The 23,915-nt window shown below is 68.6% G+C and carries 24 protein-coding genes; 11 read left to right on the plus strand and 13 right to left on the minus strand.

The genetic code is table 11. The features are described from left to right. Positions 1-42: 42 nt before the first annotated feature. From N803_RS18730 to N803_RS09950, 3 genes are all read right to left on the minus strand, one after another. Positions 43-396, minus strand: a complete 354-nt coding sequence (locus N803_RS18730) for a hypothetical protein (protein WP_052112132.1) — start codon at positions 394-396, stop codon at positions 43-45. Further along, complete coding sequence (locus N803_RS09945; RefSeq protein ID WP_035904755.1) at positions 393-926, minus strand: hypothetical protein; 534 nt, start codon at positions 924-926, stop codon at positions 393-395. Before N803_RS09945 ends, N803_RS18730 begins: the two co-directional genes overlap by 4 nt. Positions 927-994: 68 nt before the next feature. Then, a complete protein-coding gene (locus N803_RS09950; RefSeq protein ID WP_156969731.1) occupies positions 995-2,479 on the minus strand; it encodes a hypothetical protein in 1,485 nt (494 codons plus the stop codon). A 168-nt stretch (positions 2,480-2,647) separates the two neighbouring features. On the opposite strand from N803_RS09950, the gene N803_RS09955 reads away from it, so the two are divergent. From N803_RS09955 to trxA, 6 genes are all read left to right on the plus strand, one after another. Beyond that, positions 2,648-3,130, plus strand: a complete 483-nt coding sequence (locus N803_RS09955) for an NUDIX hydrolase (RefSeq protein ID WP_035904762.1) — start codon at positions 2,648-2,650, stop codon at positions 3,128-3,130. 61 nt (positions 3,131-3,191) lie between these two features. Beyond that, on the plus strand, positions 3,192-5,360 hold the full coding sequence (locus tag N803_RS09960) for a protein kinase family protein (RefSeq protein WP_035904765.1): 2,169 nt from the start codon (positions 3,192-3,194) through the stop codon (positions 5,358-5,360). Positions 5,361-5,362: 2 nt separating this feature from the next. Continuing rightward, positions 5,363-5,953, plus strand: coding sequence for an RNA polymerase sigma factor SigM (sigM, locus tag N803_RS09965; protein WP_035904769.1), 591 nt, complete (start codon positions 5,363-5,365; stop codon positions 5,951-5,953). An 82-nt stretch (positions 5,954-6,035) separates the two neighbouring features. Next, positions 6,036-6,866: a hypothetical protein gene (locus tag N803_RS09970; RefSeq protein ID WP_035904772.1), complete on the plus strand. Its 831-nt coding sequence runs from the start codon at positions 6,036-6,038 to the stop codon at positions 6,864-6,866. 101 nt (positions 6,867-6,967) lie between these two features. Further along, positions 6,968-8,002, plus strand: coding sequence for a thioredoxin-disulfide reductase (gene trxB, locus N803_RS09975; protein ID WP_052112133.1), 1,035 nt, complete (start codon positions 6,968-6,970; stop codon positions 8,000-8,002). Positions 8,003-8,097: 95 nt separating this feature from the next. After that, positions 8,098-8,424: a thioredoxin gene (gene trxA / locus N803_RS09980; RefSeq protein ID WP_035904776.1), complete on the plus strand. Its 327-nt coding sequence runs from the start codon at positions 8,098-8,100 to the stop codon at positions 8,422-8,424. Between the two features lie 96 nt (positions 8,425-8,520). Here the strand turns inward: trxA and N803_RS09985 are convergent, their stop codons facing one another. The 8 genes from N803_RS09985 to rpmH all read right to left on the minus strand — a co-directional run bounded on the left by N803_RS09985 (position 8,521) and on the right by rpmH (position 15,686). Beyond that, positions 8,521-9,711 (minus strand): ParB/RepB/Spo0J family partition protein, encoded by a 1,191-nt coding sequence (locus N803_RS09985; RefSeq protein ID WP_035904778.1) that lies wholly within the window; start codon positions 9,709-9,711, stop codon positions 8,521-8,523. Next, on the minus strand, positions 9,708-10,997 hold the full coding sequence (locus N803_RS09990; RefSeq protein WP_281174997.1) for a ParA family protein: 1,290 nt from the start codon (positions 10,995-10,997) through the stop codon (positions 9,708-9,710). The genes N803_RS09985 and N803_RS09990 overlap by 4 nt, the downstream gene beginning before the upstream one ends. Positions 10,998-12,421: 1,424 nt before the next feature. Then, complete coding sequence (gene rsmG / locus N803_RS09995; RefSeq protein WP_035904782.1) at positions 12,422-13,102, minus strand: 16S rRNA (guanine(527)-N(7))-methyltransferase RsmG; 681 nt, start codon at positions 13,100-13,102, stop codon at positions 12,422-12,424. Between the two features lie 32 nt (positions 13,103-13,134). Next, positions 13,135-13,731 carry a Jag family protein gene (locus N803_RS10000; protein WP_052112135.1) on the minus strand — a complete coding sequence of 199 codons (597 nt, stop codon included), beginning with the start codon at positions 13,729-13,731 and terminating at the stop codon, positions 13,135-13,137. Between the two features lie 92 nt (positions 13,732-13,823). Then, positions 13,824-14,828 (minus strand): membrane protein insertase YidC, encoded by a 1,005-nt coding sequence (gene yidC / locus N803_RS10005; RefSeq protein ID WP_035904784.1) that lies wholly within the window; start codon positions 14,826-14,828, stop codon positions 13,824-13,826. A gap of 57 nt (positions 14,829-14,885) precedes the next feature. Further along, the gene (yidD, locus tag N803_RS10010; RefSeq protein WP_035904787.1) at positions 14,886-15,179 is read right to left on the minus strand and encodes a membrane protein insertion efficiency factor YidD; all 294 of its coding nucleotides are present in this window, start codon (positions 15,177-15,179) and stop codon (positions 14,886-14,888) included. Then, positions 15,176-15,541: a ribonuclease P protein component gene (rnpA, locus tag N803_RS10015; protein WP_035904790.1), complete on the minus strand. Its 366-nt coding sequence runs from the start codon at positions 15,539-15,541 to the stop codon at positions 15,176-15,178. Before rnpA ends, yidD begins: the two co-directional genes overlap by 4 nt. A gap of 7 nt (positions 15,542-15,548) precedes the next feature. Beyond that, positions 15,549-15,686, minus strand: coding sequence for a 50S ribosomal protein L34 (gene rpmH, locus N803_RS10020; RefSeq protein WP_028051105.1), 138 nt, complete (start codon positions 15,684-15,686; stop codon positions 15,549-15,551). A gap of 404 nt (positions 15,687-16,090) precedes the next feature. Between rpmH and dnaA the strand changes: the two genes are divergently transcribed. The 5 genes from dnaA to N803_RS10045 all read left to right on the plus strand — a co-directional run bounded on the left by dnaA (position 16,091) and on the right by N803_RS10045 (position 22,659). Next, the gene (gene dnaA / locus N803_RS10025; RefSeq protein WP_035905061.1) at positions 16,091-17,692 is read left to right on the plus strand and encodes a chromosomal replication initiator protein DnaA; all 1,602 of its coding nucleotides are present in this window, start codon (positions 16,091-16,093) and stop codon (positions 17,690-17,692) included. A gap of 730 nt (positions 17,693-18,422) precedes the next feature. Further along, positions 18,423-19,556 (plus strand): DNA polymerase III subunit beta, encoded by a 1,134-nt coding sequence (gene dnaN, locus N803_RS10030; protein WP_035904796.1) that lies wholly within the window; start codon positions 18,423-18,425, stop codon positions 19,554-19,556. 123 nt (positions 19,557-19,679) lie between these two features. After that, the gene (gene gnd, locus N803_RS10035) at positions 19,680-20,825 is read left to right on the plus strand and encodes a phosphogluconate dehydrogenase (NAD(+)-dependent, decarboxylating) (protein WP_052112136.1); all 1,146 of its coding nucleotides are present in this window, start codon (positions 19,680-19,682) and stop codon (positions 20,823-20,825) included. Between the two features lie 9 nt (positions 20,826-20,834). Continuing rightward, a complete protein-coding gene (gene recF / locus N803_RS10040; RefSeq protein ID WP_035904799.1) occupies positions 20,835-22,031 on the plus strand; it encodes a DNA replication/repair protein RecF in 1,197 nt (398 codons plus the stop codon). After that, complete coding sequence (locus tag N803_RS10045) at positions 22,024-22,659, plus strand: DciA family protein (protein WP_084764351.1); 636 nt, start codon at positions 22,024-22,026, stop codon at positions 22,657-22,659. Before recF ends, N803_RS10045 begins: the two co-directional genes overlap by 8 nt. Here N803_RS10045 and N803_RS10050 read toward each other — a convergent pair. Both N803_RS10050 and N803_RS10055 read right to left on the minus strand, forming a co-directional pair. Continuing rightward, positions 22,650-23,306: a TY-Chap domain-containing protein gene (locus N803_RS10050; RefSeq protein ID WP_035904802.1), complete on the minus strand. Its 657-nt coding sequence runs from the start codon at positions 23,304-23,306 to the stop codon at positions 22,650-22,652. The two genes, N803_RS10045 and N803_RS10050, sit on opposite strands and share 10 nt — an antisense overlap. 5 nt (positions 23,307-23,311) lie before the next feature. Next, positions 23,312-23,797 (minus strand): DUF6301 family protein, encoded by a 486-nt coding sequence (locus tag N803_RS10055; RefSeq protein ID WP_035904804.1) that lies wholly within the window; start codon positions 23,795-23,797, stop codon positions 23,312-23,314. Positions 23,798-23,915 lie beyond the last annotated feature (118 nt).

The following is a 23,915-nucleotide window of genomic DNA, read 5'->3' on the forward strand; positions in this document are numbered from 1 at the left end:
AGGACCAAGGGTAGTGGGAGCGACGCAGTCAGTCGGACGCGCTCAGACCTGGGCCCGGTCCACCCGCTGGCCGCCGAGTCGAGCCACGGCGGCCGCAGCCGCGCCACCCACGAGGAGGCACAGGATCCAGGAGATGAGGTAGCGCCCCTCGAGAGGACTGGCACCCGTAGCGGTGAACGACATGATCGTCGTGAAGGTCACGGCGACGGCGACCAGGCCACCCCCGAACAGCGCTTGCCCCCAATCGACCGGACGGCCCCAGACCGCGAGAACGGCGCCCCCGACGACACAGCCCACGGGGATGGTGATGATCGGGAGGAGGAGGGCGAGCCGTGACAGGCCGAGCCCGACGAGCACGGCGGTGAGGACAGCGACGCCAACCGCACGAGCACTCACGAGTTCTTCTTCTCGTAGGAGAGACTCTCGACGATGTGCGCCACGGTCGAATCCTCGAGGGAGGAGCCCGTGATCGACACGGCCGAGGTGCGGGGGTAGGGGTACTGCCCGGCAATGAGCCAGACGCCCTTCTTTGCCGTCCCTGCGTCCGAGAAGGTGAAGTCGCTGCGAACCGCCGTATCAGCCCCCTTGACGTCGACCTTCGTCGCGCCACCCCCGTCGTAGTTCTCGAGGCCAACCATGGCCGGGAGGTCGAGTCTGCTGAGTGCGGCCGATGCGGTGGGGTCCTCGCTGAACTCCCCCGCGACCTGGAGCTCGACACCGTCCCCGACGAAGCGCTTGGTCCACTTCTCGCCCGTGGGCGCTTCCTCGGTCCAGTCCGACGGCCGCTCGAGCGTGAGCTGGCCCACGGTGACCTTGGTCCACCCGTCCGCGGAGCCCGTCGAGTCGTCCGACCCGCCTCCCGCGCAGGACGTGGTGGCGAACGCCACCAGCGTGGCCACAGCGGCGCCCAGTGCCCTGCCCTTCATCCGTCGTCCTCCCTGTCGTGTGGTGCGCACTCGCACGACGCCCCGTCGTCTGTCGCGCTGCGTCTCGATCATGACACGCACTCGGTGTAGTCGAGGACGGGCCTCGTGCCATCGGGTCGCGGCGCACCGAGGTAGGTCGCTTCGGTCGCCGTGGTCTCGGAGTTCTCCATCGAGAAGTCGACGCCGAAGGCGAGTCCGAACTTCACGTTGAGGGCAAATCCCTCGACATCACTCACGTGGTCATAGGCGATCGTGCTGCTCGTGGCGTTGTTGTGCAGGAGCATCGCGAAGGGATCGTTCGGATCGGCCTGGGACGGGTCGACCATGTTGAGCTTGATGAGGCCGGGGTAGGCGAAGTCACCGTCGCCGCCCATCCAGTCCTGGACGATCTGTTGCGACGCCGAGTCGTCCGGGTCGATCGCCAGTGTCGTCTCGGTGACGACGACGTCGCCGTCCGTCGTGGTGTCGGTGACGCTGCCGCCCCCGCTGTTCTGGTTCTTGCCCTGGCCCTGGTTCACCTCACCCTCGGCACCGGCGCCGCCGCTGGAGTCGACCTGGCTGGTGGACACGATCTGGACTTCGATGATGTTCCCGTCGGCGTCCTTCTTGATCGAGTAGGACATGCCGACCATCGAGCCGACGCCGCCGGTTGCGAGCCCGATCTGACCCGTGACCTCGGAGTTGAGACTCATGTCCGTGACGTAGGTCCGCGTGTCGTCGGAGGGGTCGTCGGGGGTGTTGTTGTTGTCGTTGGTGACCGTCCAGTGAGCGTCGCCCGAGATCGACCCCGCCACTCCCTGCTGGGTGAGTTCGGCCTGGGTCAGGGGTGTCGTGCCGGACGTGAGCGAGATGCCGAGGTCTGCCGACACCTCGCCCGTGAGCGCGATGCCACCGAAGGTCGTGGACGGCACGGGGGGCGGCTCAGCACCGGTGGTGGGCCGCGGGATACACATGCCGGTGGGGCCGCAGACGGGGTGAGTCATCGACCACTGGTCCATCAGGTAGTCGTCGAGCTGTTCGCGGAATTCGTCGGCCTGTTCCTGGCTCTCGAAGGTCCAGGTGCTGCCGTAATCGAACTTCAGACCCCCACCGAAGTCGACGCTGGCATTGGCCTCGAGCTCGCCGTAGGCCGCATCGGCGCCGAACCCACCCGTCGCACCGATCTCCGACCCGTTCGTCGCCATCATGGTGACGGTGCCGTCGCTGTACTCCGTGACGACGAATCCGGCGTTCTCACCGATCTCGATGAAGCCGATCTTGATGACCGAGCTGTACTCGTCGCCGGTCTCGTGGATCTTGCACTTCTCCGGCTCGAACTCCTGATCCGGATCGCCCGTCTCCGTCTCGCCATCGTCGCCCCCACCACTGCAGGAGGCATCCAGGTTGAAGACGTCAGCGACGGCCCGGCACACGTGCCCCCGAACGTCGGCGGCTGGTGATGAGATGGCCACGGCGATGAGCCCGACCACGAGTGCCGCGACGGCAATCATGGCGCCGTACTCCGTGCCGATCGCCCCTCGATCGTGGCGTCGACGCCCCCGGTCGGGCTGCATGGGTCCCCCTCTGATTCTGACGATGACCCCGAGAGGTTACGTCGGGGCCCGCGCCCGACGGATGGGTCCCTGGGCCCGAAACTGCACCCAGACCGTGTGGGCCCCGAGACCTCGCCGTACCCGGCCACGTGCCGGACCACGTCGGGCCACCGTGGTTAGAGTGACCAGATGAGCCATGCCGCAGCCGAACCGCCCCGGGCCACCCGGCGGCTCGCTGCGGTCGAGGAGCGGTCGGCCGGTGGCGTCGTCGTCGACGTCCACCAGGGTGAGGCCCGCATCGCCGTCATCGCGCGACGCAACCGCGCCGGGCGCATCGAGTGGTGCCTGCCCAAGGGTCACATCGAGGGCGCCGAGACCCTCCCGCAAACCGCAGCCCGCGAGGTCGCGGAAGAGACCGGCATACAGGGTCGTGTCCTCATCGAGCTGGGCACGATCGACTACTGGTTCGCGGTCGGCGACCGGCGGATCCACAAGTTCGTCCACCACTACCTCCTCGAGGCGATCGGCGGCGATCTCACGATCGAGAACGACCCCGACCACGAGGCGATCGACGTCGCGTGGTTCGCCCTGCGCGACGCGCACCGGCACCTGACGTTCCCCAACGAACGCCGCATCGCGCGCATCGCCTGGCAGCGGCTCGCCGGGGAGTGAACCCCGCCACGCCCAGCCTCCCCACCTAGGATGGGCGCCACACGAGCGGAAGGGGCACCCGTTGGAGGGCGTCGGACCGGGAACCACCCTCGATGGGCGGTACACCACGCAGCGCAGGATCGAGCAACGCCACGGTGGCGAACGCTGGTCCGCTGACGACACGACCCTGGGGCGCTCCGTCGTCGTGCTGTGCCTCCCCGAGTCCGACCACCGCGCGAGCGCCGTCCTCGACGCCGCGCGCCGTGCCGCTGGTCTCGACACGCCTGCCCTGCACCGCGTCCTCGACGTCGGTCGTGAGCGTGGCGTCGCCTGGGTCGTCGAGGCGGACGTGGCCGATGCGCGGACCCTGGCCCAGCTCGTCCACGAGGGCGGACTGCCCGCTGACGAGGTCCGCCGCATCGCCGGCGAGGTCGCGACCGCGCTCGAGTCCGCTCGTCAGCGCGGGCTCCACCACCTCGACCTGCGGCCCGAGGACGTCCTGCGCACGCTCGACGGCGAGGTCCACGTCCGCGGTGTCGCGACGAGTGCCGCGCTCGTCGAACTCGACGACCTCGAGTCCGATGATGCGTCCCGTCGCGATGCGGTCGGCGTCGTGTCCCTCGCGTATGCCGGCCTCACCGGTTTGTGGCCCGGTTCCGGTCCCACGTCGCTCGGCTCAGCACCCAAGGTGCTGGGTGGGGTCGCCGCGCCGTCCGAGATTGCCGCGGGTGTGCCTCGCGACCTCGACGCACTGTGCCGGCTCACCCTGTCCGAGGACCAGGGCCCGACATCGCCGGGCGACTTCGCCCGCCAGATCGCTCCGTGGCCCTCGCGTCAGGTGGCCGGTCGCTCGACGATCGCGACGACGAGCACCGTCGACCCGCGCGTGCCGGCGGGTCTGAAGCGGTCCGTGCCTCCCGCGGTTCCGGCTGCCACAGCGACGCCTTCGCCGGCGCCGACCTCGGAGGGGCCGGAGCACGAGCCGGTCGAGGTGTTCCACGACGACTCCCCCACGCGCGTCATCGACCGCCCGGGTCACGCGGATCAGCCCGCTGCCTCCGCGACTCCGGTGGCCGAGGCCCTCCCCGTCCGCGCGGAGGAGGTCGACACGACTCCGCGCACGGCCCTCGACAGCACGACGGATGGCACGGCTGAACTCGAGCCTGTGCAGGCGCCTGCTCCGTCCACGCCGGAGGGTGCCCCTGCTCCCGCGGGCTCCCCGACCGCTGCGTCCTCGACTCCTTCTTCGGCGGCCCCCGGATACTCTGCGGCCCCCGTTCCGGCTCCGTCGGAGCCGACCGGGCCGAGCAGCGCGGCGAGTGCCGCAGCGGCTGCTTCCGCAGCGGCGGCCGCCACGGGTGCAGCCCTGGCCGGGGCGGGCTCTGCGGTGGCCGGTGCCATGGGCCGGGTCGGTTCTCGGGTCGGTGCCCTGAGTCGGCAGGTGAGCGACCGGGCCGCCGAGAAGGCAGCCGAGCGTCGTCAGTTCCACGAGCGCATCACCGCTCCCAACGCTCCCGGCCTTGCCCCCGACGGCGAGCGGCTGCGTCCGGGCACGGGCAGCGACACCTTCCTCGAGCCCCCGGCACCCCTCGTTCCGGCCGAACCCCTGACCAAGGACGAGTCGAAGCTGGCCCTCGGGATCGTCGCGGGCTTCCTCGTGCTGGCCCTGATCATCGGGCTCTGGGGTGTGTCCCGCATCGGTTCCAACACCAACCTGGACCTGGGTGGCATCCCGACCCGGGCTTCGACCGGGGCCAGCACGGCTTCCGCTGCGCCCAGCGTCTCGGCGGCATCGCCGAGTGCGGGGGCGGCGACCGGCGAGGCCCTCCAGATCCTCGGTGCGGACGGCTTCGACCCCCAGGGTGACGGTCGCGAGAACGGCACGCGCGCGCCCCGCGTCTACGACGGTGACCCCTCGACCGTGTGGCAGTCCGAGGGCTACTCCTCCGCGGCGTTCGGTGGGCTCAAGAAGGGCGTCGGCGTCTCGGTCGACCTCGGTCCCAACGTCACTGCGCATGAGGTGAAGCTCACGCTCCGCAACCGGGCCGATGTCGAGGTGTGGATCGGCGGTGAACGCGGCTTCGAGGGTGCGACGAAGGTCGGCGAGAAGGCCGACGCCGACGGTGCCGTGACCTTCCCCGTCCCCGCAGGTGTGACGGGTCAATACGTCATCGTCTGGTTCACCGGCCTCACGACCGACGACAACGGTCGCTACCGCGCCGTCCTCGGCGAGGTCGAGGTCACGAAGTAGCCATGGACGACCTCGGGGACGTCGACGATCGCGTCCTCATGGCTCGTCATTGCGAGGGTGAGTCCGCGGCGTTCGAGGAGCTGGTCCGGCGTCATCGTGATCGCCTCTGGGCGGTGGCGGTGCGCACGACGGGCGATCGGGAGCTGGCGGCCGACGCGGTCCAGGACGGGCTGATCAACGCCTACCGTCGGGCCGGGTCCTACCGCGGCGATGCCGCCGTCTCGACCTGGCTGCACCGCATCGTCGTCAACGCGTGCCTCGACCGTCTCCGCAAGGAGCGTGATGTCCTCCGTCGGGCCGGTGACGTGGCTGAGATCGACGTCATCGACGCGCACGACCGGCACGGGCAGGCCGAGACCGGGCTCGATGTCCGGGCCGCGCTGGCCCAATTGCCCGAGCACCAGCGCGTCGCCCTCGTCCTCGTGGACATGCACGGTATGCCGGTTGCCGAGGCAGCCGAGACGCTCGGCGTCGCGGTGGGCACCGTGAAATCCCGCTGCGCTCGCGGTCGCGAAGCGCTCGCCGCGCTGCTCGGGCACCCCGGCCGGGAGACTCCCGGGACGGCAGCGCGGGAACCGGAGACGTCGCCATGACGTCTTATCTGAAGTGCCCCCTCCGTCCAGTGCCGTGCATCGCGACGGGCTGCACTCCGGGGCGCGGATCAAGGAGTTGGTGGTGACCACGCACGACGACGACACGGACCCGACGGGGATGCGCGCGCTGCTGCGCGGGCTCCCCGACCCCGGGCCCATGCCCGAGGACCTCGTCGCCCGGATCCACGCCACCCTGGCCGACCTGCCACCACTCGACCTGTCCGGCGACGACGACGTTTCACGTGGAACGCTCCCGGTGGCCGTCCCCACGTCCACGCCCCGGTCCGTCCCCGACGACGAGCCCGGTGTGCGAGCACTCCCCGCGACGACCGCGGTGCGCCCTTCGTGGTGGTCACGTCATGCCGGTCACGCGGCGGTCGCGGCGGTCGTCCTGATCGGTGGCGGTGCGGCTCTCACCGGAAACCTCGGTCTCGGTGGCTCCAGCAGCGACAGCGGCACCTCGTCGGCAGTGTCCGACTCTGCGGGAAGTCAGGCGGAGAGCTACGCGAAGCCGCAGGGCGCCAAGGGAGGAACCGATGATTCGGACAGCGACCGGATGGCGGGTTCCGCCGCCCTCGGTCCCGTTCGGGTGCACCACTCCGGTCAGGCCTACACGAGCGCCGGGCTCGCCGCCGAGGTTGCGGGTGCGACGCCGGGTCCCACCATCCCCCCGCTGACGGCGGAGTCGCCGGCGATCGGTCCCATCGGCACCGAGGTCGGGGTTCGGAGCTGCCTCGAGGCACTCGGCCTCCCCTCTGGCAGCGCCGCCGACGTCGACCTCGGCACCCTCGACGGAGAGGACGTGGCGATCGTCGTCGTGACGCTGGGAGGCGAGCGGACGGCATACGCCGTCGGTCGCAACTGCACCACGGGCAATGCCGCACTGCGAACGGGTCCGATCCCGCTCCCCTGACCGCGGGTCGGGCTGGGTCTCGGGAACATCGAGCACCTAGGATCGGTTGCATCCAAACCACCGCATGTTGCGGTGGTTGCCCATCACAGCCACAAGGGACGGTGTTCGTGAGCTCCTCCGCCGACGCGACCGTGATCGCGACCGACGACCAGGACGTGCGCAACGTCATCATCATCGGCTCCGGGCCGGCCGGCTACACCGCAGCGGTCTACGCCGCGCGCGCCAACCTGCAGCCCGTCCTCTTCGAGGGTGCCGTCACCGCAGGTGGCGCGCTCATGAACACCACCGAGGTCGAGAACTTCCCCGGATTCCGCGACGGCATCATGGGTCCCGACCTCATGGATGAGATGCGCGCCCAGGCCGAGCGGTTCGGTGCCGAGCTCATCACGGACGACATCGAGTCGGTGTCGCTCGACGGCGACATCAAGAGCGTCGTCGACGGTGAGGGTCGCACGTGGCGTGCCCGCGCCGTGATCCTCGCGATGGGTTCGGCCTACCGCGAGCTGGGCCTGCCCGACGAGAAGCGACTCTCCGGCCACGGTGTCTCGTGGTGTGCGACCTGCGACGGCTTCTTCTTCCGCGACCAGGACATCGCTGTCGTCGGTGGCGGCGACTCCGCCGTCGAGGAGGCCACCTTCCTGACGAAGTTCGCCCGATCGGTGACGATCGTCCACCGCCGCGAGGAGCTGCGCGCCTCCAAGATCATGGCCGAGCGCGCCCTGACCAACGACAAGATCCAGTTCGCCTGGAACAGCGAGGTCGCCTCGGTCAACGGCGGCGACAAGCTCACCGGGGTCACGCTGCGCGACACCGAGACCGGTGAGACCCGCGAGCTGCCCGTGACCGGCCTCTTCATCGCCATTGGACACGACCCGCGCAACGAACTCCTCAAGAACACCGACGACTCAGGTCGCGTGGAACTCGACGACGAGGGCTACGTGCTCGTGCAGGGTCGCTCCACGCTGACCAACCTCACCGGCGTCTTCGCCTGTGGCGACCTCGTCGACCACACCTACCGGCAGGCCATCACGGCCGCCGGCTCCGGATGCGCCGCCGCTCTCGACGCGGAGCGCTTCCTCGCCGCAGCCGAGCACGCCGGGGCACCCGCACCGGATGCCGCTCTCATCGCCCACTGATCGCGCCCGTCGCACCGACCACTTCCGCCGACGTCCTGCCCAGGCAGACCCGGCCCGCACCGACCACCATCCCCAACCCAGGAAGGACCCCCGACATGGGAGCCACCCGCACCACTGACGACGCCTCGTTCGAGGCCGACGTCCTCAAGAACAGCAAGGTCACCCTCGTCGACTTCTGGGCGCCGTGGTGTGGCCCGTGCAAGGCGATCGCGCCCGTCCTCGACGAGATCGCACGCGACCACGGTGACCGCCTCGACATCGTCAAGCTCAACACCGACGAGAACCCCGCGGTGACCGGCAAGCTCGGCATCACCTCGATCCCGACGATGCACGTCTACAAGGACGGCGAGATCGTCAAGACCATCGTCGGCGCGATGGCCAAGCCCAAGCTGCTCCGCGAGCTCGAGCCCTTCCTCGCCTGAGCGTCTCAGCTCCACCAAGAAGCCCCCGGTCGATGACCGGGGGCTCCTTCTTTGTGTGAATTCCGTTCTGTGGCAACGGGATTCACGCCGCGTTGGTCACTCGACCGAAGCGCTCGTGGACCGCAGGTTCATCGCGTCGAGGATCCGGTTGAGGTCCTCGACCGACGCGAAGTCGATGGTCACCTTGCCCCGGGACTTGCCCAGTGCGATCCCGACGCGGGTCTCGAGACGGTCGGAGAGGGACGCTGCGAGGTCGTCGAGTTGCGGGTGGCGCCCACCGGCACGCGGACGACGCTTGGCCGGCTTCTCGTCGTCCAGCCCGAGCGCGACGATCTCCTCCACCGAGCGGACCGACAGGCCCTCGGCGACGATGCGCTGGGCCAGTCGCTCCATGGCCGCCGCGTCCGGCACCGCGAGCAGTGCCCGCGCGTGACCGGCCGAGAGGACACCCGCCGCGACCCGGCGGGCAACGATGGGCGGCAACTTGAGGAGGCGCAGGGTGTTGCTCACCTGAGGACGCGAGCGACCGATGCGCGTGGCGAGCTCCTCCTGGGTGCAGGCGAAGTCGTCGAGCAGCTGCTGGTAGGCAGCCGCCTCCTCCAGCGGGTTGAGCTGGCTGCGGTGCAGGTTCTCCAGGAGCGCGTCCCGGAGGAGGTCGTCGTCCTCGGTGGCCTTGATGATCGCGGGCACCGTGTCGTTGCCGGCCTCACGGCTGGCACGCCAGCGGCGCTCACCCATGATGAGTTCGTACTCGACACCCTCCGCAACATCAGTCGTGCCGGCGGGGATGGGGCGCACGACGACCGGCTGGAGGACGCCGATCTCCTTGATGCTGTGGACGAGTTCGGCCAGGTCGTCCTCGTCGAAGACGGTGCGTGGCTGCCGCGGGTTCGGGCGGATGGCGTCGAGCGGGACCTCGGCGAACCGTGCCCCGGGCACGGCGAGGAGCTCCGAGTCGGAGTCCGCTTCGGCTGACGTTGCGGAGTGGGACGCTGCCGTCTCGCTGGCCCCGGCAGCATCGGCGGGCGTGGCCCCGTTTGTGCCGCTGACCTGCGAGGACGCCTCGTTCTGTCCGGTGTTCTGGGCGTCGTTCGAACCCCCGGAGGCGGGAACGGTGGGGGTGGCCTCGGGGGTCGAGGGCCGCTCGGCGGTGTCCACGGATCCGGCTGGAGCGTCGGTGCTCTCCTTGAAGAAGACGTCCACCGGACGGGTGGCACCCGAACCGCCGCTGCCCGGCGGGATGAGGGCACCGAGTCCGCGGCCCAGGGCCCGTCGCTTGTCGCTCATGAGCGGTCCTCACTGTTCTCGGCGGCGTTCTGCGCTGCCATCTCTGAGGCGGCCTCGAGGTAGGAGAGGGCGCCACTGCTGTTGGGGTCATAGGTCATGACGGTCTGCCCGTGGCTCGGAGCCTCGGAGATGCGAACCGAGCGGGGCACGGTTGCCTTGAGGGTCTGGTCAGGGAAGTGATTGCGGACCTCCTCGGCGACCTGCGCCGAGAGTCGCGTGCGGCCGTCGAACATCGTCAGGAGGATGGTCGAGACGTGGAGTGCGGGGTTGAGGTGATTGCGGATCAACTCGATGTTCTTGAGCAGCGCCGAAAGCCCTTCGAGGGCGTAGTACTCACACTGGATCGGGATGAACACCTCGCTCGCCGCAACGAACGCGTTGACGGTGAGCAGGCCCAGGCTGGGCGGGCAGTCGACGAAGACGTAGTCCAGGGTTTCGTCGCGTGCGGCGAGTTCTCCGGCGTAGGTGGCAATGGCCTTCTGCAGCCGGGTCTCTCGGGCGACGAGCGACACGAGCTCGATCTCCGCACCGGCGAGGTCGATGGTGGCCGGCGCGCAGAGGAGCCCCGGAACGTCCGGGCACTGCTGCACGACCTTGCTCAACGGATCGCCGTCGACGAGGACGTCATAGACGCTGGGGACCTCGGCGTGGTGCTCGATCCCCAGAGCCGTGCTCGCGTTGCCCTGCGGGTCGAGGTCGATGACGAGCACGGTCGCCCCGGCCTGGGCGAGTGCGGCGGCAACGTTCACGGCCGTCGTCGTCTTGCCGACGCCGCCCTTCTGGTTGGCGACGGTGAGAACGCGGGTGCGGGTCGGACGTGGAAGCTCGCGACCGGCGAGGGTGAGTCGCTTGCGCGTGTCCTCGGCGACGGCTCGCGCGAGTGGTGTGTCCTCGCCGGCCTCAGGGATGTCCGCGACGGCGGCGTCCGTGCTCGACAGGGAGTCGCGTGAGACCCGGGCCAGCGCGTCGGCCGCCTTCTGGGACTCGCTCACGGGTGGCGTTTCACGTGAAACGGCGTCGGTCTCAGTAGTCACGGCGTCAGTCTCCCCCAGACCACCGACGGTCTGGTCACTCGGTCCATCCGACGCGCCGACCACCTCACCGCGCGCCTTCTCAGGGTCCGTCACGGCCTCCACCGGTGTCGCTCCATCGACGGTCGTCTCGGTGGGAGTGCTCTCCTCGACCGCCTGCCTTGTCGATCCAGCAGGGACATCGACATCCGGTCCACCGAGCTCGGTGAGTGTCGTGTCCTGCGCATGGGCCACTTGCGGGGAGGTGGAGTCCACCGTCTCCGCTCCCGCGGCTGGTGTGACGTGCTCAGACAGGGACTCCCCCGCACCGGCCTGGCTTCCGTGTGCCGGCGCGGGTGAGTGCGTTGCTTCCTCAGTGTCCTGCGGAGCACCGCCCTCCGCTGCCTCACCCTCCGTTTCACGTGAAACAGCGGCGTCACGACGGTCGACGCCGTCCGGGCCGGGCCATCCCAAGGGGGCAGTCTCGTGCCCCGGCAGGGCCGGGAACCCGAGTCCTGGGGTCACTCGGCGTTCGGTCTCGACGGACATTGTCGGGAACCACCTCACGGTCGTCGGCTGGGAACACCCAATCCAACCCCGGCGACCCGCGACACGCCAAACTGCACCGGCGCGTCGAACGCTTCGTCCGCTCTCAGCACAATGTTTCACGTGAAACAGACGCTCTCAACCCGGGCGGTGTCGCGGACAGGCCACCCGTTCGGCCGGTGGTTTCCGACTCTCACACCCCAGAGGGAGTGTCTCGTTCGGCCTTTGCGACATTCGGCGAAACCTCGTGCTCGAGGCAGCCATCCGCTAGGAACGAGATCCTGGTGGCCCCCAGAGCCTGGGCTGATGCACTCCGACTTCCAGACGGGAGTCCGCCGGCTTACGCACTCCGGCTGAAGACCGCCGCCACCCGAGCGTGGGCCGCGCCGGCCCACACACGGCTCGAGTGTTCGACTCACGGGTGGGCCGACCCCCGCCACTTTGTGATTCCGCAGGGGCCACGCCTACAGGGCCGACGAAAGCTCGCGGTGACCGCGCACTGGTTGGCCCGTCCCTGATCCATGGCTTCCTCGTCGGGGTGGCCCTGCGTACACGGTCCTCGGCAGATGACCAGATGCTGACGACCGGCTCGGTGCGGCAAAGGCATCCGAACGTTTCACGTGAAACGGAGCCGGGGCACCTCTTCTCCGTTCTCACTGGAGCGAGGTCAGTCCCAGCCGTGCGTCCCCCACCCTTCCCTCTCCGGAGTGCACTGGGGGCACAGGCGTCTCGCCGACTCAGACGACAGAGACGTCGCTCTCCCACGGCGCTACTCCGTTCATGTCTGCTCATCGTGGTCTGGCGCGAGGATCGCCCGGTGGAGATGGCGTGCGTTGCCTCTTGTCCGCAATCCCCCATCGACGCGCGCGGTCCGAGTCGCGACCGTCCATCGCGGAGGCGGTGGTTTCCGCGACACGGGCGCTCGACTCTGGTCGCCACGGGCTGGGTGAGCCACGACCTGACAGAGGCAACGCTCCCACTCGTCGCCTGGATCGCCGCACGATGTTTCACGTGAAACGGAACGACGCTCGTCACCATGCCTACCGCGACAGCGGACGTGGCCCGACTCCCAGCCTCACCCCGACCGCCTTCCGTGACGCCAACGGCCCGACTCCCTCAGGAGTCGGGCCGTTGATCTCTGCCGGGGAACCCCGTCAGTGTCGCTTCGACTTCTTGCTCGGGCGGACCTTCGGGGTGAAGGCCAGATCGAGCGTGAGGGTCGGCTCCTCGAGCACCGTTGCGCCGTGCTCGTTCACGGAAGCGTCAACCAGTCCCATCTTGGTGAGCTCACGCCGGTCGCTCTCGAGCTCCTCGTGGGCCGAGCGGCCCTTCATGGCCACGAGGGTGCCCGGGCCACTGAGCAGCGGGACACACCACCGAGCGAGCTTGCCAATCCTGGCGACGGCCCGAGCAGTCACGAACGGCGCGGACAACACCCCGACGAACTCCTCGGCGCGCCCGCGGTGCACCGTCACATTCTCCAGCCCGAGGTCGGCCACGGTGTGAGTGAGCCACTCGGTCCGGCGCTGCATCGGCTCCACGAGATGCACGTCGAGGTCCAGACGAGCAATGGCCAGGGCCACGCCCGGCAGGCCGGCACCGGAGCCGACGTCGATGAGCTTGGCATCCTCCGGAAAGGCATCCTCGATGACAGCGCAGTTGAGGACGTGCCGCTCCCAGAGCCGGGGGACTTCGCGAGGACCGATGAGTCCATGACTCACACCGGTGTCGGCAAGGATCTCCACGAAGCAGTGGGCGGTCGGCATACGGTCACCGAAAACCGCAGCCGCACCCGAAGGTGCGGCTGGCGGCTCAGTGACGAACTCTTCGTCCACGTTTCAGTTCACCGTTTCACGTGAAACGTGGCTCACGCGGGCAGAACCACGACGTGGCGACGGGGCTCAACGCCCTCGGACTCCGAGGACAGCCCGGCGGCGAGCACCTCGTCGTGCACGACCTTGCGCTCGAAAGCCGACATCGGCTCCAGGGCCGACTTCTCGCCGGACTTCTTCACCGAGGAGATGGCGACGCGGGCGATCTCCACGAGTTCGGACCGACGACCGGCGCGGTGACCGGCAACGTCGAGCATGAGGCGACTGCGGTGACCCGTCGCGGACTGCACGGCGAGGCGGGTGAGCTCCTGGAGTGCGTCGAGGACCTTGGCGTTGTCGCCGACAAGGCGGCGCGGAACCCGACCCTCCTCGGAGTCGACGATGGCCACCGCCGCGCGGTCTCCGTCGATGTCGACGTCGATGTCACCATCCAGGTCGCAGATGTCGAGCAGGGTCTCGAGGAAGTCGGCAGCGACCTCCCCCTCCTTCTCGAGGTCGGCCGGCGCTGCAAGCGCTGCCGTGGGAGCGTCCGTCGCGGACGTCTCGGTGGCCTCGGTCGGAGCGGTCTCGGCGAGGTCAGCCGTGTCGGCCACGTCCGTCGACTCCGTGTCCTGATCGGTCAGGTTCGTCATGTGGGTGTTCCTCTCGTGGCGGCCGACGCTGGGGTCGGCCCGTCCGAAGCCGTATCGTCGCAGGTCAGAGACCTGATACGGCCATTCTGATGTCAGTTCTTGGTCTGCGAGTTCTTCTTGGCGGCCGAACCGGATCCCGACTTCTTGGCCCGCTTCTTGCTCTTGGGCTGGACGCGCTGGCTGGCACGCTCGGCCTCCGCCGCGGCCTCCGCCTCCTCGGCCGCCTTGCGCTCGGCCTCACCGGGGATCGGCTTGCCGCGCTTGGCCAGGCGCTCGTGCAGCGCCTTCTCGGCGGCCGAGCCGGGGGCTGGCATCTTCCGGATGACGTAGAACTGCTGGACCATCGACCACACGTTGGTGGTGAACCAGTAGAGCAGGACACCGATGGGGAAGTTGATACCGGAGACCGCGAAGACGACCGGCATGACGTACATGATCAGCTTCTGCTGCTTGGCGAACGGGTTGTCCAGCGCCGACGCCGGCATGTTCTTCGTCATCAACTGACGCTGCGTCGTGAAGGTCGTGGCCGACATGAGGATGATCAGGATGACCGTGACGACGTAGGTCGCCGTGTTGTTGGCACGCAGGAAGGTGTCGGACAGCTGCGCACCGAAAAGAGTGGCCTGCTCCGCCTGGGCGGCGACCTCCTTGGTGATCGGCCCGATCTCGTCGGACTGACCGAGAGAGATCTTCTCGAGACCGTTGAGCACCCGGAAGAGACCGAAGAAGAACGGGGACTGCACGAGGATCGGCAGACACGAGGAGAACGGGTTGGTGCCCTCCTTGCGGTAGAGCGCCATCGTCTCCTGAGTCATCGCCTGGCGGGACTCGGGATCGGTCTTGCCCTTGTACTTCTTCTGGATCTTCTGCAACTCGGGTTGGATGAGCTGCATCTTGCGGGAGGCGTTGATCTGCTTGACGAACAGCGGGATCATCGCCGCACGCATGACGATCACGAGGCCGATGATCGACAGGGCCCACGCCGCACCCGAAGCCGGGTCGAGGCCGATGGCGGTGAACGCCTGGTGGAAGCCGTACATGATCCACGCGACGAGCAACTCGATCGGGCGGAGCAGGCTGTTGAAGAAGTCTCCCATGCTGTCCTTCGGTTATCCCGGCGTCATCGCCGGTGGTGGGCCCACGCAGGGCGTGGGTCAGGTGGTGGTCTCGTGGGGGATGTGGCGCGCGATGAGTTCGCCGTCATCGATGTGGCCGGGCAGGGGCGGCACGTGGTCGACGCCCCCGGGCGACCACGGGTGACACCTGCCCAACCGCCGGATCGTGAGCCAGGTTCCCCGGAACAGGCCGTACCGGCCGAGGGCGGTCACCGCATACGCAGAGCAGGACGGGAAGTAGCGGCAGGTGGCCGGGCGCATCGGCGACAGGACGAACTGGTAGGCGCGCACGAGCCAGATGACCGGCTTGGCAGCGACCTGACCGAGTGTCATGATGCGACCTGAAGACGACGAATTGCCTTGTGCAACAACGGAATCAGCGATTCCGAGAGCTCTGCGAACGTTGCCGTCGCAGCGGCCGGTTGCGCTCGGACGACGATGTCGACGCCATCGGGTATGCCGGTCAGCTGGGTGGCGATCGCGGCGCGCAGTCGGCGCTTGGTCCGGTTCCGGACGACCGCGTTGCCGACGGCCTTGGACACGACGAAACCGACCCTCGGCGGAAGGCCCGCACGGGGGTCGGTCACGTTGGCGTGCACCACGAGGATCCTCGATCCCGCTCGCGTCGCACCAGGGGCGCGGATCGCCGACGCGAACTCGGACCGCTCACGCAGTCGGTTCGGCGCCGGCAGCACCGAAGCCTCAGGCCGAGAGTTCGGCGCGGCCCTTGCGGCGACGACCAGCGAGGATGGCGCGGCCGGCGCGGGTACGCATGCGCAGGCGGAAGCCGTGGGTCTTGGCCCGGCGACGATTGTTGGGCTGGAACGTACGCTTGCTCACGGTGAATCTCTCTTCACAGGACGGACCCTGCGGATTCACACCGCAAGGTTCTGGGGCAGTCAGGGTGGTGCTGGCTCGTGGCCCATGGGCAGGCGTCAACGGCCGCCACAACAGGCTTCTCAACGGTACGGGAGAGCACCATCGCCGGTCAAACTCACCGAACGGCGCCCGGAGCCGAGTGAAAACCGCCTAGGCTCTCATCCCACGGCCACCCCCCGGGTGAGCGACACGCCGCGAACGGCACTGTCGATCAAACTCGGGACACGGTACGGCTTGCCGCAGGGGCACGCGGTTGTTAGCGTCACTCGCCTACCCACAGACTGTGGACAACTCTGTGGACATCGATCGATTCACGCGCAGCATGACCACGAAAGGCTTGGGGTGATCACGTGCCGGACGTGGGCATGGACCAGATCTGGCGAACCACGCTCGAGGCACTCGATTCGGACGGCATCCCGGTGCAGCAACGCGCCTTCCTCTCACTGGCCCGCCTGGTCGGGCTGCTGGACGAGACGGCCCTCATCGCGGTGCCGAACGACTTCACCAAGGACATCGTCGAGACCAAGCTCCGCGAACGGGTCACCGAGACGCTGAGCGCCCAGTTGGGTCATGACGTCCGACTGGCCGTCACGGTGGACCAGTCCCTGGCCGACGCTCCGATCCCGGATCCGGCCGAGCCGTCCGAGGCCTCAGTCTCGCAGGCCAACGGCGCCGCAGCAGGGACCAGCGCGTCAGCGGCCGCCGGCACCGAGGACGCGATGGAGCTCAACGGTTCGACGACCCGCTACGGCGCGGACTCGACCCCGAGCGACGCCGATGGGCGTCGGGCCAAACGCCGCGCCGAACTCGACGGCATCGCCCTGGTCGAGGATGACGACGTCGACGGCGCCCCCCTCAACGGTGACGTCTCCCGCCGCCCCTCACCCGGTGCGCTGCGCCCGCGCCCGGGTGCCACGGTGCCGGAGCAGGTCGAGCTGACCCGCCTCAACCCGAAGTACACCTTCGACACGTTCGTCATCGGCGCGAGCAACCGGTTCGCCAACGCCGCGGCCCTCGCGGTCGCGGAAACGCCGGCCAAGGCCTACAACCCACTCTTCATCTATGGGGAGTCGGGTCTGGGCAAGACGCACCTGCTCCACGCGATCGGCCACTACGCGCGCAACCTCTTCCCACACGTCAAGGTGCGCTACGTGAACTCGGAGGAGTTCACCAACGACTTCATCAACAGCATCCGCGACGACAAGGCGGCGAACTTCCAGCGCCGATACCGCGACGTCGACGTCCTCCTCATCGACGACATCCAGTTCCTCCAGGGCAAGGTGCAGACGCAGGAGGAGTTCTTCCACACCTTCAACACGCTCCACAACGCCAACAAGCAGGTCGTCATCACGAGTGACCTGCCGCCGAAGTTGCTCAGCGGCTTCGAGGAGCGCATGCGTAGTCGGTTCGAGTGGGGGCTCATGACCGACGTGCAGCCGCCGGACCTCGAGACCCGAATCGCGATCCTGCGCAAGAAGGCCGCCCAGGAGAAGCTCAGCGTCCCCGACGACGTGCTCGAGTTCATCGCCTCTCGCATCACGACCAACATCCGTGAGCTCGAGGGCGCGCTCATCCGCGTCACGGCCTTCGCGAGCCTCAACCGCCAGCCGGTCGACATCTCCCTCGCCGAGATCGTGCTCAAGGACCTCATCCCACACGATTCGGCAAACCAGATCACGAGCGCGACGATCATGGCGCAGACCGCTGCCTACTTCGGGCTGACGCTCGAGGACCTCCAGGGCCAGTCCCGCTCGCGTGTCCTCGTGACCGCCCGCCAGATCGCGATGTACCTGTGCCGCGAGCTCACAGACCTCTCCCTACCCAAGATCGGGCAACAGTTCGGCGGCCGCGACCACACGACGGTCATGCACGCCGACAAGAAGATCCGTCAGCTCATGGCCGAGCGTCGCGCGATCTATAACCAGGTCACCGAGCTGACGAACCGGATCAAGCAGCAGTCCCGCTGACAACCTCGTCTGACCGCCCTCGGGTCCTCGGGCTGTCGTCGTCCACAGACTCTTTTGCTGCGGACTCCTCCGCCCTCCGGGCCTCGGTCGCAGACCTCCCTCGGGTCCTCGGGCTGTCGTCGTCCACAGAGCAATCCACAACTGTGGGCACCTCGTCACCCATTCGTCATCTTCGATCGCCCACAGGCTCCTGAGCACGAGTCATCCACGGACTGTGGATAACTCTGTGGAGAACCTCCTCCTGTGGACAGAGTGTGGACAACGTCCGACGACCCCATCATCCCCAGCACCTGTGGACAACTGTGGATAACCACTCCTCGCGAGTGGACGAACGGTGACGAACCCGTGGACGGGAGCGGACGGCATACGCGTCGTCAACAACGGGACACTCGCGGTCCACACGGTCTCCACGCACTGTCCACCCCCGCAATCGAGCGTCTGACCTGCACGAACACCGAGTTGTCCACAGCTTCCACACCTCCTACAAAGACCACGAGATCCCTCAATCAATGGTCCTGCCCCGATGACCTGCTTGTGGATGCCCCTGACCTGACCCCCAAACCGGACCACGCACCGAGGGATCGAATGACAGGTTTCCGTCTCCGGTGTCCTCGCTCGCGTCCGTGCACTAATGTCATCTCTCCCGCGTCCCTGCGGCACTCGTGCGCGCTCGCGGCCCGAAAGTTTGTCGTTCTGCCCGCTCCACCCCACACAGTTAGGTCGGTATGCCGTGAAGTTCCGCGTCGAGCGTGAAGTCCTGGCCGAGGCGGTCACCTGGGTGGCCCGTGGGCTTCCCGCGCGTCCTCCCGTCCCCGTCCTCGCCGGCATCCTCATCGAGGCCAGTGACGAGGGCACCGTCACGCTGTCGGCCTTCGACTACGAGGTCTCGGCGCGCCTGACCGTTCCGGCCGAGGTGAGCGAAGCCGGCACCGTCCTCGTGCTCGGACGCCTCCTCGCCGACATCTCGCGCAACCTGCCCAACAAGCCGGTCGACGTCGAGGTCCAGGGCTCCAAGGTCCAGGTCGTGTGTGGGTCGAGCCGATTCAGCCTGCTGCAGATGCCGTCCGACGACTACCCGACGCTGCCGGCCTCGCCCGAGGCGAGTGGCTCGATCGATGGTCACCTCTTCACCCAGGCCGTGAGCCAGGTGTCGGTGGCGGCCGATCGCGGCGACACCCTGCCGATCCTCACCGGCGTGCGCGTCGAGATCGAGGGCGACAAGATGACGCTCCTCGCCACCGACCGCTACCGCCTCGCGATGCGCGAGCTGACGTGGAACCCGACCGACAGCGCCGCGAGCCACGTCGTGCTCGTGCCCGCACGCACCCTCGCCGACACCGCCCGTTCGCTCGGTGCGTCCGGCTCCATCGACGTCGCGCTCGGTGCGAACGCCGGCGGTGACGGCCTCGTCGGCTTCGAGGCCGGCTCGCGCCGCACGACGACGCGTCTGCTCGACGGCGAGTACCCCAAGGTCAGCTCGATCTTCCCGACGAGCTCGGACACCGAGGCCGTCATCAACACCGCCGAACTCGTCGAGGCCGTCAAGCGCGTCGCCCTCGTCGCCGAGCGCAACACCCCGGTCCGCCTCCGCTTCACCGAGGGCCAGGTCGCGATCGAGGCCGGCACCGGCGAGGACGCCCAGGCGAGCGAGGCCGTCGAGGCCACGCTCCAGGGCCCCGACGTCGAGGTCGCCTTCAACCCGGGCTTCCTCCTCGACGGGCTCGGCGCCGTCGGCACCGACTTCAGCCGGCTCTCGTTCACCCAGCCGTCGCGCCCCGCGGTCCTCAGCGGCCAGGCCGAGGCCGACGGCGAGGCGGACACGAGTTACCGCTACGTCCTCATGCCGGTGCGTTTCGCAAGTTGACCGGCGTAGCCTGACCAGCACGATCAGAACCACCGCGTATGCCGTGTGGTCCCGGAGACGGGACCGGCCGGCATACGCCGCAAGGACTTCCACGCAACGGCCGTCAGACGTGAAGGGGTAGCAATGCAACTGGGACTCATCGGGCTCGGCAAGATGGGCGGCAACATGCGCGAGCGGATCCGCCGCGCCGGTCACGAGGTCGTCGGCTATGACCGCAATCCCGAGGTGTCGGACGTCAAGACCCTCGCCGCGATGGTCAAGAAGCTCGAGGCTCCCCGCGTCGTGTGGGTCATGGTTCCGCACGGCGACCCCACGCGCGAGACCGTCGCCAAGCTCGGCGAGCTGCTCGACAAGGGCGACCTCGTCATCGACGGCGGCAACAGCCGCTTCACCGACGACATCGAGAACGAGAAGCTGCTCAAGGCCAAGGGCATCGGCTACCTCGACTGCGGTGTGTCCGGTGGGATCTGGGGCCTGGAGAACGGCTACGGCCTCATGGTCGGTGGCACGAAGGCCAACGTTGCGAAGGCGATGCCGATCTTCGATGCGCTCCGCCCCGAGGGTCCGCGCGACGAGGGCTTCGTCCACGCGGGCGACATCGGCGCCGGGCACTACGTGAAGATGGTGCACAACGGCATCGAGTACGGCCTGATGCACGCGTACGCCGAGGGCTACGAGCTGCTCGAGAAGAAGGACATCGTCAAGGACGTCCCCGGGTCGTTCAAGGCGTGGAGCCGCGGCACCGTCGTCCGGTCCTGGCTGCTCGACCTCATGGTCCTCGCGCTCGAGGACAACCCCCACCTCGACGACGTATCCGACTACACGGCCGACTCGGGCGAGGGTCGCTGGACCGTCGAGGAGGCCATCGCCAACTCGGTCCCGATGCCGGTCATCTCGGCGTCGCTGTTCGCGCGGTTCGCCTCGCGGCAGGAGAGCTCACCGACGATGCAGGCTGTCGCGGCGCTGCGCGGTCAGTTCGGTGGGCACCAGGTCATGACGAGCGCCGAGGGCGAGAAGCTGCGCGCCGACGCTGCTGCCGGTCCGAAGTCCGCCACCGCGACCAAGAAGGCCGCCGCCCGCAAGGAGAAGCCGACCAAGAGCGCTGCCAAGGCCGCCGCCAAGGGTCGCAAGGCTGCTGCGGCCGGCCCGTCGTCGGGTTCGGGCGCCACGGGTGCGGGTGCCGGCGCGACCTCCGGGTCGGGTGCCACGAACTCGGGTGCCACGAAGAAGGCCGCGTCGACGCGGAAGCGCGCCGCAAAGAAGGCCTGAGCAGGTCAGGTGTACGTCCGGCACCTCACCGTCGGCGACTTCCGGAGCTATCCGAGCGCCGAACTCCCGCTGGAGCCGGGCATCACGACCTTCGTCGGCCTCAACGGCCAGGGCAAGACCAACCTCGTCGAGGCGATCGGCTATCTCGCGTCGCTCAGTTCGCACCGGGTGGCCAGTGACCAGCCGCTCGTGAGGTTCGGTGCCGGCCAGGCGATCGTGCGGGCCGCCGTCGTGCGCGAGGGGCGCGAGTCGATGGTCGAGCTCGAGATCAACCCGGGCCGGGCCAACCGTGCCCGGCTCAACAAGTCGCCGCTGACACGCACCAGGGACGTTCTCGGCCAGGTGCGGACCGTGCTCTTCGCGCCCGAGGACCTGGCGCTCGTCAAGGGTGACCCGTCCGAGCGCCGGCGCTTCCTCGACGACCTGCTCGTGGCGCGCCAACCGCGGTGGGCCGGCGCACGCGGCGACGTCGACAAGATCCTCAAACAGCGCAACGCCCTGCTCAAGTCGGCCCAGCCGGTGCTGCGCGGTCGTGGCAAGCAGCGTCGACCGGTGGAGGGCGTCGACGTCGCAACCGAGCGCGAGAGGGCGCTGCACACCCTCGACGTGTGGAACGCGCAGCTCGCGCAGGTGGCCGCTCCCCTGCTCTATGCCCGGCTGCGGTTGTTGCGCGACCTCGGACCACTGCTCGGCAAGGCCTACGACGAGGTGAGTGCGGGGCAGTCCGACGCTCGGGTGTCCTATCGGTCGTCGCTCCGGGAGCCGATGGCAGCACGGATCGCCGAGGGTGAGGTCCCGGAGATTGAGGAGCTGCACGCCGAGCTGCTCGAGTCGTTCGCGGAGGTGCGGTCACAGGAGATCGACCGCGGCGTCACCCTCGTCGGCCCGCACCGCGATGACGTCGTGCTGTCCCTCAGTGAACTGCCGGCCAAGGGCTATGCCAGCCACGGCGAGAGTTGGAGCTTCGCGCTGGGACTGCGTCTTGCGGCATACCACCTGCTTCGCCACGATCTCGGTGACGACCCGATCCTCATCCTCGACGACGTCTTCGCCGAGTTGGACGCGGGCCGGCGCGAACGTCTGGCCGCGATGGTCGCCGACTGCGAGCAGGTGCTCATCACCGCTGCCGTGGAGGCGGACGTTCCGGAGCCGCTGCGCGGGCGGACGTATGCCGTGTCGCTCGGTGAGGTGACCGCGCGTGAGTGACGATGTGAATCCGGTTGCAGGACAGGCGAATTCGGACGGTGCGGGCGCATCGTCGGCCGGCGATGTTTCACGTGAAACCTTGGCGGGGTCAGTGGGGTCGGTGGGCGAGGCTGCCCAAGCTGCCACGGCTGCCCCGGATGAAGGTTTCGCCAGCGCGCCCGCCGATGCGTTGGCTCGGGCACGTGCGGCCGCGAGGGCCCGAGGGCTCCGTCCGGGCGTCAAGCCGAAGCGGCGGATCAAGGACGTCCCCGGCGGGGCGCACAAGAAGGGCCGCGACCCCATGTTGCTCGGTGACGAGCTCGACGCGTTCGTCACCGAGCGCGGGTGGAAGGTCGACGTCGCCGTCGGTGCCGTCATCGGACGGTGGCCGGCCATCGTGGGGCCGGAGGTCGCCCAGCACTGTCATCCCGTCGAGTTCGTCGACTCCGTCCTGACCGTGCGCGCCGACTCGACGGCCTGGGCGACGAATCTCCGCCTCATGTCGAACACCCTCATGGCGACCCTGGCGCGAGAAGTCGGCGAGGGAACGGTGAGTGAGCTCCGCGTCGTGGGCCCGAGCGCACCGTCGTGGTCGCGCGGCGGCCGACGGGTGCAGGACGGCCGGGGGCCGCGCGACACCTACGGCTGAGTTGGTGTCATGGGGAGTCCGAGAGTTGGGAGATGCAGCGGGTTCTCCCCCAGGTCCGGCAGCTCCGGCTCGGGCTTCCAGTCCTCATCGTCGTTGCCCCAGTCGTCGTCGTCCCAGGTGTCCTCGAAGGACGGTTGCACCGGCTCGGGATCGCGCCATGCCGTGTAGCTCAGGGAGTCCGGGCTCACGACGCCGTAGACGTCCCGAAGGGCCAGCACGGACATGTCGGCGACGGTCCGGGCCTGCGCCAGCGTTGCCGGGAGGTCGAGGCTCGTCCACCAGTTCATCTCACCCGGCCGGTGTGGTGACCACCCCGCCTCGACGAGACGGGCCTCACCCTGCGCGTCGGCCGGGCGCGTGATCGTCCGGTTGAAATTGCTCACGCACTCCGCATCCACCCGATCCGCGTCAGCGGCGAACTGCACGTAGGTTCTCGAGGTGAGCTCCTCGACGATGAGATAGACCCGTTCGGGAAGGTCACGGATGGTTCGGGCGAGGCGTTCGCTGAAGTCGTCCCACCCCGAGTCGGGCTCGCGAGGGGACGATGGCCCGCCCGGGGGAGCAGGTTGGGCAACCGGGTGGTCCGCGTTCCCCGCGGGCGCAGGAACCGTGGACGAACGACGCAGTCGACTGAAGAAGTTGGCCATGGGAGTCACCATTCGTTGATGTGCTTGAGGGTGGCGAGGTGGTCAGGGGACACGAAACTCACGCGAACGGACATTCCGCCCCTCATCTGGATGCCTCCTCGATCGCCAAGGTCCCAGGAGACTTCTGGGTCGTACTTGCGTCGCATGACACCCCGGCCCCACAGGCCCCGACCGGCAGCGACGTACTCCGCAAACAGGTCCCTGACCTCGTCCTCGGCCTGCAGGTCATCGAGTGGCGCGAGGTCGGTCAGGTCCCAGTCCATCGTGGCGGTGGGTCGGGGCTCGGAGCGCAGTCCGATCACGGCCCGACTCTCGAAGGGGCGATCGGGAGCGATCACCCAGGGCTTGCCGTCGTCATCGCGCTGCACGGTCCACCCGAGAGCGGAGGCATGCGAAGCCGCCTCGAGTTGGCTCAGCGGCCAGGGAGCGTCCAACCAGAACGTCAACTCTCGGATCGCGGCGTCGATCGGAACATGTGGCAGTGAACTCATCAAGATCCCCTCGTCTCGGATGTCCTGCCATCGTGGCATGGCCCTCCGACACTCCGGGTGAACCGCGACCACCGATCTCCGCCCTCCGAGCCGGATGGGGTGCGAATGTCGGTGGCGT

The organism is Knoellia subterranea KCTC 19937 (assembly GCF_000768685.1).
GTDB classification, from domain to species: Bacteria; Actinomycetota; Actinomycetes; order Actinomycetales; family Dermatophilaceae; genus Knoellia; species Knoellia subterranea.

What these genes read in the sequence shown, in the direction of transcription:
- N803_RS09945 (WP_035904755.1), bottom strand. Translation starts at nt 926, where the DNA reads ATGAAGGGCAGGGCACTGGGCGCCGCTGTGGCCACGCTGGTGGCGTTC.
- N803_RS09950 (WP_156969731.1), bottom strand. Translation starts at nt 2,479, where the DNA reads ATGCAGCCCGACCGGGGGCGTCGACGCCACGATCGAGGGGCGATCGGC.
- N803_RS09955 (WP_035904762.1), top strand. Translation starts at nt 2,648, where the DNA reads ATGAGCCATGCCGCAGCCGAACCGCCCCGGGCCACCCGGCGGCTCGCT.
- sigM (WP_035904769.1), top strand. Translation starts at nt 5,363, where the DNA reads ATGGACGACCTCGGGGACGTCGACGATCGCGTCCTCATGGCTCGTCAT.
- trxA (WP_035904776.1), top strand. Translation starts at nt 8,098, where the DNA reads ATGGGAGCCACCCGCACCACTGACGACGCCTCGTTCGAGGCCGACGTC.
- N803_RS09985 (WP_035904778.1), bottom strand. Translation starts at nt 9,711, where the DNA reads ATGAGCGACAAGCGACGGGCCCTGGGCCGCGGACTCGGTGCCCTCATC.
- N803_RS10000 (WP_052112135.1), bottom strand. Translation starts at nt 13,731, where the DNA reads ATGACGAACCTGACCGATCAGGACACGGAGTCGACGGACGTGGCCGAC.
- yidC (WP_035904784.1), bottom strand. Translation starts at nt 14,828, where the DNA reads ATGGGAGACTTCTTCAACAGCCTGCTCCGCCCGATCGAGTTGCTCGTC.
- yidD (WP_035904787.1), bottom strand. Translation starts at nt 15,179, where the DNA reads ATGACACTCGGTCAGGTCGCTGCCAAGCCGGTCATCTGGCTCGTGCGC.
- dnaA (WP_035905061.1), top strand. Translation starts at nt 16,091, where the DNA reads ATGGACCAGATCTGGCGAACCACGCTCGAGGCACTCGATTCGGACGGC.
- gnd (WP_052112136.1), top strand. Translation starts at nt 19,680, where the DNA reads ATGCAACTGGGACTCATCGGGCTCGGCAAGATGGGCGGCAACATGCGC.
- N803_RS10050 (WP_035904802.1), bottom strand. Translation starts at nt 23,306, where the DNA reads ATGGCCAACTTCTTCAGTCGACTGCGTCGTTCGTCCACGGTTCCTGCG.
- N803_RS10055 (WP_035904804.1), bottom strand. Translation starts at nt 23,797, where the DNA reads ATGAGTTCACTGCCACATGTTCCGATCGACGCCGCGATCCGAGAGTTG.